The following is a 12,053-nucleotide window of genomic DNA, read 5'->3' on the forward strand; positions in this document are numbered from 1 at the left end:
GCGTGGAGAAGCGTTTTGGTGATCAACTGCCCACCACGCCGGTGCAATGGCTAAGCGACAACGGCTCGGCGTACACTGCCGAACAGACGCGCCTGTTTGCTCGACAGATCGGCTTGCAGCCGGTGACCACACCGGTGCGCAGCCCACAGAGCAACGGCATGGCCGAGAGCTTCGTGAAGACGATCAAGCGCGATTACGTGGCGCACATGCCCAAGCCGGATCGAGAAACGGCGCTGCGTAACCTGGCAATTGCCTTCGAGCACTACAACGAGCAGCATCCACACAGCGCTTTGAACTACCGTTCGCCGAGGGAGTTCAGGCGCTTGGCCGTTGGATCAATTTAACGGGGAGTTGGTGTCCGGTTTTGTAGGGGCAAGTCCAGGAATATTATCAGCATCCTTATTGATCAATATTACCTCCTCCCATTTACCCTTATAATCCACCCAGGCGTGATGTATATTATTGTGGTCGACTTTAATTCTGACTGAAGTTCCTACCTGGTTTTTATAGGGGCCCGGATCGTAAAGTAGTTCAATCGTTAAGATCCCCTCACCCCTCACTTCAACTTTCCGCTCATGAAGAATATCTATCCAGAAATGCTTAGGGTCAGGCAATGTTCTCGGGACTTTTATAATGCCTTCATGTATCCCGAAGCTTTTCAACCAGCGTTGATTCGGGGTAAGATGATCAACCCCAGGAAGTTCATGCCAGATGCAAATTTGAGTAATGATTAGTATGAATAGATCAGTAATTTCATACTTGGCCATCGACTGAGGGTCTTCGCCACGTGCGATCTTTCGATTTGATGCGATAGCCCCTTTTAATCTTTGCATGAATAGCGGATTTATCTTTCCAAACCCACGCTCAACTTTACCGCCACTTTGAGGGCGCATTCTCCTCTGTGGAATTATACCGTGCTTGTCAAGGCCAGCCAGAACGGTTTTTGCGTTAAGGTCGCCACCTCCATCAACTCGGTAGTTTTCTCCCGCTCCATACTGCATCCAAACATATTTTCCTGACAGCCCAAATTCTTCCATCAATGCGTCTTTGGGCTGTACTGCCATCAGCATGGCGTCAGCCAGCGTGTTTCGCGAAGGAAACCGAAACGTGAGAGCGAAACCCAGGAATGAACTAGTGTTGTCATCCACAATTATCGTTAAATTTGGTCGCCCTAGCCACTTTCCGGTTTTAGGATCTACCGCATGGCAATCGAGTGGACTATTGTCAGCATGAATCAACTGCAGGGCATGGGTAGTGATAGTTCCGTGTCCGAACGTATCAAACTTATCACGAGCAGCCTTTGGGCCTTTATCGCTCGCTAGAGCTTCGCGATCAGAAATATTTTGTTTGTACCGACGCCTGATAGTCGAGTCAGACGGGGTTGTCTCACCATCGACGAGGCACCGCGCCTGAGTGCCATTTATCATGGCCTGTACGGTACCACCTGGCCCTAAAGGGTCTTCCTGGCCAGCCGTGACCATGATGTCTTCAACATGTTGGCTAAACCGGGTTTCGCCTTTGCGCCGCCCCGGTGTGCCAGGTACTAGGCTTTCCCAGTTGGGCCATTTACGATATCTAGCCAACAGCTCATTCAGAACTGTTAACTTGATTCCCAATTTTTCCATGGCCCATTCTTTGTCGACCTTGGTTATTTTCGTGGATTCATGCAACGATTTGATAACACGCTCCCGCTCCCTGGCTGTAAGAATCTGTTCGGGGGTATACCGGGACACCGGTTTAGGCTCTTCAGCCTCTAGGCATTGCTGCTCGTTGTCGGCAAGAACCTCATCCCTAATACGTTCGGTAATATCTGAGGAAATTTTTAGGAGACTATCCCGATGCGCTGTAGCGGGCGGCTCTAGCCTCCCCGAAGACTGGATGACATAGCTGTTATTCTCAGCGTCAAAGTCGAGCACGGTGAAAATTCCATCACGCTCTTTAAGAAACACGCTCTCGCCGACTACGTAGTCCATGGCGATAGCTAGATGCGGTTTCGGCTAGTAAGAGTTAGCAACTGCTGCCTGGAAGCTCCTTCCAATCTGGAGCGCACTAAGCCTAGCGTCGGGACGGCGATGCCACAGAGCTCGCAGGTATGGCATACGTGTTTCCAGCAGTCTACCGATGTGTACAACTCAAAATATGAACGCTTATATTCCAGGTGAATGAGGTAGGTAACCAAAGGTTTGTAGCGGTAGTTAGCCGAGGTTTCACTAATGATCTCAATGTATTCGTCCAAGTTATCGATGGAATGCCAAGGCTTATCCGCTACTGTCGCCAATGGGTTTCGGAGAGTTCTTGACTTGCTTACCACTTCCAGAATGTGCCCCTCGAAAGCGCGACATGGGTTGTCAACGACGTGCACTCGCGAGGGATTTAAGGAAAAGCAATGACCGTCTGCCAGCCTGCAGAGCTTGACGGTGTCGCGGGGTGGCCGGTGAATGCTCACCACCGCCAGCAGCTCAGGGCCGATGTCCGAAGTTACGAAAGCACCTACGTAGGTCATACAAGCCTCCCCATTCAAGGTTGATCAATATGAAACTGATCGCACGAGTACGAGCATAGCCACTCATCAGCTAGGTAAAAGTACCGTTTATCTAAATGACCGGAGATATGTAACTTATTGATTTATAACGCGTGCATTTCAGTAAACACCGTTTATTTTTGTAAAATCACCGGCATTTTCTGAAAGAGTTTTTCAGGGACATTATTTTTCAGGGAGATACAGAGCGAACGGAAGTATGTGAAATTGAACAAAAGGTGTCACCAGCACGCGGAACTAAATCTCAGAATTGAACGCAAAGAAATCTCCAAAAATGGAGTCAACACTACTGCTTCTGCACATTGCTCTTGCCCTGAACTCTGCCCTACCCGGCGGCACAATCCAAATTCCCGGCTGGTTTACTCAGACGCCATCGTCTCAAAAGCAGCCAGCGCGGCGGAATTTGCGGCCGACTTATGGCGATTGGTTCAGCGGCCGTTGAACGGCAATGCAGACTACAAAGCGTTGAATGCGATTTCACACAGACTGGGCGCTTCCTGCACAGGACGGCTGAAAAGCTGAACAGCACTCAATCTTCACTTGGCCTGAAAATTTACTGGTGCCCAGATGGGCACAACGTCCCCTGTAAATCTTCGATAAGCGCCTCGACATCTTCCATGGTGGATCCGCAGCATTATTCCGAACATTGTGCAGTTCGTTGCGGGCATTGATTGACGCCAGATCTCTCTGATAAAGAACCGGCGGCAGCAAGGCCGCTACGAGTTCCACATACTACGCCGGCGTTAGTCGGAGTCGCTCGGAATGGCAAGTCGCTTAGTCGAAACCGTTACGTTTCCAGCCATACGTCGGTTAATCGTCAGCTAGTCGGGGCTGAGTCTGTTCGATTCGCATCTCCACGCCGTGATCCATACCTGTCATAAATCCGCTCTCCCCTGACAAAAAAGAGCCTTTTGTTTACGTTCAACAATCCCTGCAATCCCTGAGGCGCGCTGCTTTTAGATCAGGCGCGTAATTGAGCAGTCAAATACGCTTCATTCCGAATTATGATTTAACTAGGTAGTTAGCTATCTATATAATGCACAGATCATTTCAACGGGACCTTTAACGTGAAGCAGAGTCAACGCCTTTCGGGCATATCAAAATTCATTCTGGTCGGACTGGGTGTGATCATCACCCTGCTCGGCCTGGCGCTTGCTGCTGGCGGCGTGAAATTGGTCAGCCTGGGAGGGTCGTGGTACTTCCTGGTGGGCGGACTGGTGATGACCGTTTCCGGTCTGCTGATCGCTCGCTTCAAAACAGCCGGTGCGTGGTTGTTCGCTGCATTTCTGGTAGGCACGGCGATCTGGGCTGTGTGTGATGCCGGGCTGGTTTTCTGGCCGGTATTCTCGCGTCTGTTCATGTTCAGCGCCGTTGGCCTGACGGTCACGCTGGTCTACCCGCTGCTCAAACGTGCCAATGGTGGCGTCGCAGGTCGCGGGGCCTATGGCATCGCTGCTGTGCTAGCGATTGCGCTGGCGGTGGCCGCTGGCAACATGTTCGTTGCGCACCCGACTGTCGCCGCCACGGGCACTGGCCCGGGCCTGACGCCCGTCGAGCCAGCCAACGCGCAAAAGAACTGGGCTCACTACGGTAATACCGAGGGCGGCAGCCGCTTTGCTGCGCTGGATCAGATCAACCGCGATAACGTCGACAAGTTGAAGGTGGCGTGGACTTACCACACCGGTGACGTCGCCGAGAGCGATGGCAATGGCGCCGAAGACCAGCTCACCCCGCTGCAGATCGGCAACAAGGTGTTCATCTGCACCCCGCACAACAACCTGATCGCACTGGATGCCGACACCGGTAAGGAACTCTGGAAAAACGCGATCAACGCGCAGTCGAAAGTCTGGCAGCGTTGCCGTGGCATGGCTTATTTCGATGCCACAAAGACCCTCGCTCAGCCAAGCAACTCGACCATCATCGAAGCCAAACCTGCTCCGGCCGCCAATTGCCAACGCCGTTTGTTGACCAACACCATTGATGCCCGTCTGATCGCGGTCGATGCCGACACCGGTGAATTCTGTCAGGGGTTCGGCAACAACGGTCAGGTTGATCTGAAGGCAGGCCTGGGTGATGTTCCGGACAGCTATTATCAGTTGTCTTCCGCACCGCTGATGGCGGGCACCACCGTGGTGGTTGGCGGTCGCGTGGCCGACAACGTGCAAACCGACATGCCGGGCGGCGTGATACGTGGGTTCGATGTGATTACCGGCGCGATGCGCTGGGCATTTGACCCGGGCAACCCGCAGGATCGCAAAGCTCCGGCCGGCGGCAGTAATTATGTGCGCAGCACGCCGAACAGCTGGGCGCCGATGTCCTATGATCCGGCGACCAACACGGTGTTCTTGCCGATGGGCAGTTCTTCCACCGACATCTATGGTGTCGAACGCAGCAAGCTCGATCACACCTACGGCGCTTCGATCCTGGCGCTGGACGCCACCAGCGGTGAAGAACGCTGGGTCTTTCAAACCGTTCACAACGACCTCTGGGACTTCGACCTGCCGATGCAGCCGAGCCTGATCGACTTCACCAAGGACGGCAAAACCGTACCGGCGCTGGTCATCGGCACCAAGGCCGGGCAGATCTACGTGCTCGATCGTGCCACCGGCAAGCCGCTGACCGACGTTAAAGAAGTGCCGGTCAAGGCGGCAAACATCCCTAACGAACCGTACTCGCCAACCCAGCCGAAATCGGTAGGCATGCCGCAGATCGGTGCGCAGCACCTGACCGAATCCGACATGTGGGGTGCAACGCCGTACGACCAGCTGTTGTGCCGTATCGATTTCAAATCGATGCGTTACGATGGCCTGTACACCGCGCCGGGTACCGACAAATCGCTGAGTTTCCCAGGTTCGCTGGGTGGCATGAACTGGGGCAGCATCTCCACCGACCCAGTGCACGGTTTCATCTTCGTCAACGACATGCGTCTGGGTCTGTGGATTCAGATGATCCCATCGCAGAACAAAGGCCAGGCCACTTCCGGTGGTGAAGCGTTGAACACTGGCATGGGCGCCGTTCCACTCAAGGGCACGCCTTACGCAGTGAACAAAAACCGCTTCCTCTCGGTCGCTGGCATTCCTTGTCAGGCACCGCCGTTCGGCACGCTGACCGCCATCGACATGAAGACGCAGAAAGTCGCCTGGCAAGTTCCGGTCGGCACCGTTGAAGACACCGGTCCTCTGGGTATTCGCATGCACCTGCCGATCAAGATTGGTCTGCCAACCCTCGGCGGCACCCTGTCGACTCAAGGTGGCTTGATCTTCATCGCCGGCACCCAGGACTTTTACCTGCGCGCCTTCAACAGCGGCAACGGTGAAGAGGTGTGGAAAGCCCGCCTGCCAGTCGGCAGCCAGGGCGGCCCGATGACCTACGTCTCACCGAAGACCGGCAAGCAGTACATCGTCATCACCGCCGGTGGTGCGCGCCAGTCGACCGATCGCGGCGACTACGTGATGGCCTACGCCTTGCCGTAAGCCACTGTGCCCGCCTCACTGGCGGGCACTTTCTCTGTGCGCGGCACCTGCGGGTGCCGCGCCGCTTTGCGAAATCATTCAAGATACCACCTGGAAAACTCACATGTTTTTGGCTGTTCGCTTTTCTCATGCAGGCTTCGGCTTGCTGTTGGGCCTGACCTGCTGCGCCACCCTTCCCGCCTTCGCCGATACCGATTCGAACCTGTTGACCCGCGATACCCTGACCGGTGACTGGGGTGGTCTACGCCACCAGATGGATCAGGACGGCATCAAATTCACCGGCGATTACAGTGGCGAAACCGCCTACAACGCCGATGGCGGCCTGCACCGTTCGGCCCGCTACTCGCAGAACATCAAGCTCGGCGCGCAGTTCGACCTGAGCAAACTGTATGGCGTGGATAACGCCGGCAAGATTCAACTGACCATCAACGACCGACGCGGCAATAGCGCCTCCGAGGATCTGGTCGGCAACCGTCTGCCCATCCAGGAAAACTACGGCGGTCTCTACACCCGTCTGACAGAATTGAGTTACGAGCGCAGCCTGTTCACCAAGGCCTTCAACGTGAAGCTGGGCTACATGGCCATGGGCAATGACCTCGGTGGCCTGGACAGTGGCATTCTCTGCAACTTCATGAATGCCGGTTTCTGCGGCCATCCGCTGGACATGTCCGGCGGCAGTGGCTGGACCAACTACCCCAACGCCCATTTGGGCGTGCGCGTGAAGTACGACCTGTCGTCGTCCTGGCAACTGCGTGTGGCGGCCTTCAATGTAGATCCCGAGAGCAACGGCAATTCCAGCCGTGCCTGGCATCTGGGCCCGAAACATACGACCGGCACCGTGGTGCCGATCGAACTGGTGTACAAGCACGCAGGTGAGTTGCCTGGCGAGTACAAGGTTGGCTACTACTACGACAGTTCCAACGTGCAACGCATCGGCAGCGATAAAGACGTGTCCGGTCGCGGCGGTCATTACCTGCTGATTGATCAGGCCGTGTGGAGTTCGCAATCGTCCGAGGGCCGCAGTCTGCACGCCTTCGGCCAATACTCGGCGGCCAGCGAAGCGGCTTCACCGTTCAGCAAGTGGTACGGCACCGGCGTGGTTCTGTATAAACCGTTCGAAGGTCGCCCGCGTGACACCGTCGCTCTGGGCTATGGCCGGGCTGTACCCAATCCGCGCAGCCGCGATGTGCAGGAGGACGCCGCGCAGGCCAATGGCACGACGTTCCCGAATCTGGAAAGTGCCGAACAGTTGGTCGAACTTGGCTACGGCTACCAGGCCACTCCCTGGCTGACGCTGCGCCCGAATGTGCAATACATCATCGAGCCCGGCGCGTTTTCCGGGCAAGACATCGACAATGCGCTGGTGCTCGGTTTGCAGGTGAAAGCTACGCTCTGAACTCTCGATTAGGGGAACGGCAAAGAAACAGGAAAACCGGCGCAAGACCGGTTTTTTTGTTGTTGGATTATTTGTGTTGCTCGCGAAGAACGTCATCTATGCGCGGATGCGGCAGCATCAGAGCGGCGGAGTTATTAGGGAGGACCAGTTCTCATAGCCTTCGAAACTCCTCCCCCGTCGACCGCCTCTCGGTGACCGCCGCAACACGACGAAACCCCGCGATTGCCGCCAAAGGCTTTCAGTCATGCCCGTTCAACTACTCACGGTTTCGTTCGCTAATCGCACGACATCTCGTGCCGAGACACCCTCCTTCACCCTTTGTTTGGCAGGCTATGCACACCTTGCAGTCATCATGATTCATGCGGGTTGTCGTCGGATCATTCTGCTCAGCCAAATACAACAGGAGTACACCTTGATCAATAAAACATTCGAATCCGTCGCTGCTGCACTAGACGGCATCGCCGATGGTTCGGTCATCATGGTGGGTGGCTTCGGCACTGCCGGGATGCCATCGGAACTGGTAGATGGCGTCATAGCGTCGGGCGCTCGTGAGCTGACCATTATCAGCAACAATGCCGGCAATGGCGAAATCGGTCTGGCCGCATTGCTCAAGGCCGGGCGCGTTGCCAAGGTCATCTGTTCGTTTCCACGCCAATCCGATTCCTATGTCTTCGACGAACTCTACCTGGCGGGAAAGGTGCAGCTTGAGGTCGTGCCGCAAGGCAATCTGGCCGAACGTATTCGCGCCGCAGGCTCTGGAATCGGTGCGTTTTACTCACCCACCGGATATGGCACGTTGCTGGCCGAAGGCAAGGAAACCCGGGTGATCGACGGTCGCAACTATGTGCTTGAAATGCCGTTGCGCGCCGATGTCGCACTGATCAAGGCCGAAAAGGGCGATCGCTGGGGCAACCTCACCTATCGCAAGGCCGCGCGCAATTTTGGACCGATCATGGCGATGGCAGCGACAACGACAATCGCCCAGGTCAGTCGGATCGTCGAGTTGGGAGAGCTGGACCCCGAACACATTATTACGCCGGGGATCTTCGTTCAGCGCGTAGTCGCAGTGTCGCGTCCCCCTATCTCGAATGCCAACGTCAACTGAGGCCTGCCATGACTGTTATGAAAAAACTATCGCGTAGCGAAATGGCCCAACGTGTGGCCGACGATATTCTCGAAGGATCTTACGTGAACCTGGGCATTGGCGTGCCCACGCTGGTGGCCAACTACCTCGGTGACAAGGAAGTGTTCCTGCACAGTGAAAACGGTGTACTGGGTATGGGCCCGAGTCCCGCGCCGGGTGAGGAAGACGATGATCTGATCAACGCGGGCAAACAGCATGTGACGCTGCTGGCCGGCGGTGCTTATTTTCACCACGCCGATTCGTTCTCGATGATGCGCGGTGGGCACATCGATATTGCCGTGCTGGGCGCCTTTCAGGTTTCAGTCAACGGCGACCTTGCCAACTGGCACACCGGCGCCGAAGGTTCCATTCCAGCAGTGGGTGGCGCGATGGACCTCGCGACGGGGGCACGCCAGGTGTTCGTCATGATGGATCACCTGACCAAGACTGGCGAAAGCAAATTGGTGCCGCAATGCACCTACCCTCTGACCGGCATTGGCTGCGTGACTCGGATTTATACGGACCTGGCTATTCTGGACGTCACTCCGAAAGGCTTGCAGGTCCGGGAGATTCTTGCCGATATCAGCTTTGAGGCATTGCAAACTCTCAGTGGCGTGCCGTTGATCCGATAAAGGATTGAGTAGCCTTGTGCCGGACGGTCTTAAGCTAGTCCGGCAACGGGGTTCACGGGGCCGAGGATCAAGCCGGAGAGCGGCCAGTAGTCGAATTTATAGTTGAAACATTCAACTATATGGTTATACTTCAGCCATCGACTGGAGCCTGCCATGTATTCCGACTTTCTGAATTTCAAGCTTGATATGGCCAGTGCCCTGCTAATGGAACGGGCAAATGCCGTCTACCTTCAGCACTGGGATCTGGATGTCCGTGGATTGCGGGTTCTGCGCTTGATTCAGGCGTGCCCTGATATCACTCCAAAAGAAGTGTCAGCACGGGCCTTGCTGGAAAAGACTCTGCTCTCCAAGACGTTGGCACTGCTTGAATCGCGTGATCTGATATCGCGTTCCCCTCACCCGGTCGACCGACGCAGCGTTGGATTGCGGACCACTGCCGCGGGCTCGCAGATCGCTGACGACTCCACTGTCGTCGGCTCTGAACTTGAAGATCAACTAGTGTCTGCGCTCTCGCCCAAGGAGCGCGCGGCACTGGATGGTCTGCTTTCAAAATTGATGGAAAGTCTGCTTCCGCCTTCCTGACACAGTCTCTCTCCCCTCTTTTTTCTGCCCTCTTTTACATTAAGGAGTACCCCATGTCGTCCCTCGAAAAGTTGATTCCCGATCTTGATGCCTTGTTGCCTGAGCTGGAAGAGGTCTACAAGGACTTGCACCGTCATCCTGAACTGTCGATGTATGAGTATCGTACTGCGGAAATTGCTGCCGACTACCTGGTGCGCTACGGATACGAGGTGACACGCGAAATCGGTGTCACCGGCGTTGTTGGCGTGCTGCGCAACGGTGAAGGTCCGGTGGTAATGCTGCGCGCTGACATGGACGCGTTGCCCATGGCTGAAGCAACAGGCCTGCCCTATGCCAGCGACGTGGTCACCCGTGACGAAGACGGTGTGGAGGTTTCTGTCTGCCACTCGTGCGGGCATGACATGCATGTCACCTGGTTGATGGGGGTTGCTCGGGTATTGTCCGAAAACCGTAGCACCTGGCGGGGTACTCTCCTGGCTGTCTTCCAACCAGGTGAAGAGGTCGGTGTGGGCGCGCAGAACATGATCGACGACGGCATGCTCGATCGTTTCCCCAAGCCGGACATCATTCTTGGTCAGCATGTAATGGTGGGGCCAGCCGGTACTGTGGGGCACCGCAGCGGCACCATCCTTTCGGCTGGTGACAGCCTGAAAATCAAGATGTTCGGCCGTGGCGCCCACGGCTCACAGCCACAAACCTCGGTTGATCCAGTCGTCATGGCGGCATCAACGGTCCTGCGCCTGCAGACCATTGTCTCGAGAGAAATTTCCCCGCTGGACCAGGCAGTCCTCACGGTTGGCTCGTTGCAGGCTGGCACCAAGGAAAACATCATCCCGGACAATGCGACATTGAAACTCAATATGCGCACCTACGACGAGGGCGTGCGCGAGCACATGCTGGGCGCAATCAAGCGGATCTGCTGCGCCGAATGCTCTGCATCCAATGCACCGCGCGCCCCGGAGATCACAACAATCAACCGCTACCCGTTGACGGTTAATGATGAGCGCGCCTCTACCCGTTTGGCTGAAGCCTTTGGCGCCTGGTTTGGCGACAGAGCCTATGAAACGGCGCCGGCCGCGGCGAGCGAGGATTTCAGTGTGTTCGGTCGCGCTTGGAAGGTGCCGTATGTGTTCTGGTTCGTAGGATGTACAGACCCGCAAGTGTACGAACAGGCCAAGGCCAAGGGGAAAATAAACAGCATCCCGAGCAATCACTCGCCCCAGTTCGCGCCTTTACTGCACCCGACATTGCGTACCGGGCTCGAAACGATGCTTTGCGCAGCATTCGCCTGGTTCGGGAACGCCGGGTAGCACAGTCGTGGACACTCATCTGATCTACACCGTCATAGATCTGCTCGGCACGTTTGCATTTGGTGTAAGCGGCGCAGTTGCCGCACGCCAGCAGCGATTGGACCTGTTTGGCATTGCTACCATCACGTTCATCGTCGCATGCGGTGGCGGGATTCTTCGGGACCTGTGTCTGGGCGCATTGCCGCCGGCCGGGCTGTCGAGCTGGCGCTATCTGGTGGTGTCGTTGCTCGCTACAGCGTGGGTGGTGTGTGCATACCCGATGGTGTGTCGGATGAAATCCCCCGTACAACTGTTCGATTCCATTGGCCTTGGGCTGTTTGCAGTGGCGGGCGCGAAAAAGGCACTGGCCGTTCAGGCCGGTGCCGAAGTCGCGATAGTACTGGGGATGGTCAGCGCTGTAGGAGGCGGCGTACTGAGGGATATTTTGCTGTCACGCGTGCCAAGCATTCTGCAGCGGGAAATCTATGCGTCGGCCGCGTTGGCAGGCGCAGGTGTTGAGGTTTTTCTCAGCTGCAGCGGTGCAAATTCGGTGGTGACTTCGTGGCTGACCGCAGGAGGATGCACCGTGCTGAGGATGGCTTCACTTCACTTCGGTTGGCGGCTGCCTACCATTGGCGATGATTCTGACAATTAGCCAGGCAGTGCTCTTCAGGCTCGGCGCGCACCATAAAAAAAGGTTCTTCACGGAATCCCGGGAAACACAGAAACAAGAACGCCGATTTGGTTGATGATGTTCGTGCGAGCAAACACATCTAACAAACCGGCGTTCTTATGCGCGATATTAATACTTTCCTTCCGTTTTGGGAGGGCTTTTCTGTCGTCACGATCAAGCCTGATGGTGACGCCCTCCAGATTGATCTGACACCCCACGCCACCCGATTTCCTTCCTGTGGCGGGTGCCAAAAACCCTGTTCAACCACGCATGAGTATTGCGAGCGAGTCATTCGCGATTTACCCATTCTCGGTCGTGCGGTGCGCCTGAGCGTTTTACTCCGGCG

General features: G+C 55.9%; 9 protein-coding genes and 1 pseudogene. 9 read left to right on the forward strand and 1 reads right to left on the reverse strand.

Translation table 11 applies throughout. From position 1 onward, the window contains the following. Positions 1 to 344: integrase core domain-containing protein (locus KUF73_RS31105; RefSeq protein WP_218441759.1), on the forward strand; the 344-nt coding region annotated here is incomplete at its 5' end. Here the strand turns inward: KUF73_RS31105 and KUF73_RS31110 are convergent. After that, entirely contained in the window at positions 336 to 1,973 is a 1,638-nt protein-coding gene (locus KUF73_RS31110) for an integrase (RefSeq protein ID WP_218441760.1), read from the reverse strand. The two genes, KUF73_RS31105 and KUF73_RS31110, sit on opposite strands and share 9 nt — an antisense overlap. A gap of 1,633 nt (positions 1,974 to 3,606) precedes the next feature. Here KUF73_RS31110 and KUF73_RS31115 point away from each other — a divergent pair. From KUF73_RS31115 to KUF73_RS31150, 8 genes and pseudogenes are all read left to right on the forward strand, one after another. Beyond that, positions 3,607 to 6,012, forward strand: a complete 2,406-nt coding sequence (locus KUF73_RS31115; protein WP_218441761.1) for a glucose/quinate/shikimate family membrane-bound PQQ-dependent dehydrogenase — start codon at positions 3,607 to 3,609, stop codon at positions 6,010 to 6,012. 103 nt (positions 6,013 to 6,115) lie between these two features. Next, positions 6,116 to 7,408, forward strand: coding sequence for a carbohydrate porin (locus KUF73_RS31120; protein WP_218441762.1), 1,293 nt, complete (start codon positions 6,116 to 6,118; stop codon positions 7,406 to 7,408). A gap of 412 nt (positions 7,409 to 7,820) precedes the next feature. Further along, positions 7,821 to 8,513 (forward strand): 3-oxoacid CoA-transferase subunit A, encoded by a 693-nt coding sequence (locus KUF73_RS31125; protein ID WP_218441763.1) that lies wholly within the window; start codon positions 7,821 to 7,823, stop codon positions 8,511 to 8,513. A gap of 8 nt (positions 8,514 to 8,521) precedes the next feature. After that, positions 8,522 to 9,163, forward strand: a complete 642-nt coding sequence (locus tag KUF73_RS31130) for a 3-oxoacid CoA-transferase subunit B (protein ID WP_218441764.1) — start codon at positions 8,522 to 8,524, stop codon at positions 9,161 to 9,163. Positions 9,164 to 9,316: 153 nt separating this feature from the next. Continuing rightward, a complete protein-coding gene (locus tag KUF73_RS31135) occupies positions 9,317 to 9,745 on the forward strand; it encodes a MarR family winged helix-turn-helix transcriptional regulator (RefSeq protein ID WP_218441765.1) in 429 nt (142 codons plus the stop codon). Between the two features lie 53 nt (positions 9,746 to 9,798). After that, positions 9,799 to 11,055: a M20 family metallopeptidase gene (locus KUF73_RS31140; RefSeq protein ID WP_218441766.1), complete on the forward strand. Its 1,257-nt coding sequence runs from the start codon at positions 9,799 to 9,801 to the stop codon at positions 11,053 to 11,055. A gap of 7 nt (positions 11,056 to 11,062) precedes the next feature. Continuing rightward, complete coding sequence (locus KUF73_RS31145; protein ID WP_218441767.1) at positions 11,063 to 11,689, forward strand: trimeric intracellular cation channel family protein; 627 nt, start codon at positions 11,063 to 11,065, stop codon at positions 11,687 to 11,689. Positions 11,690 to 11,826: 137 nt separating this feature from the next. Then, positions 11,827 to 12,053: pseudogene (locus tag KUF73_RS31150) on the forward strand (ISL3 family transposase); the annotation flags it as partial.

Origin of the sequence: Pseudomonas sp. PD9R (assembly GCF_019200975.1) — a bacterium.
Classification (GTDB): Bacteria; Pseudomonadota; Gammaproteobacteria; order Pseudomonadales; family Pseudomonadaceae; genus Aquipseudomonas.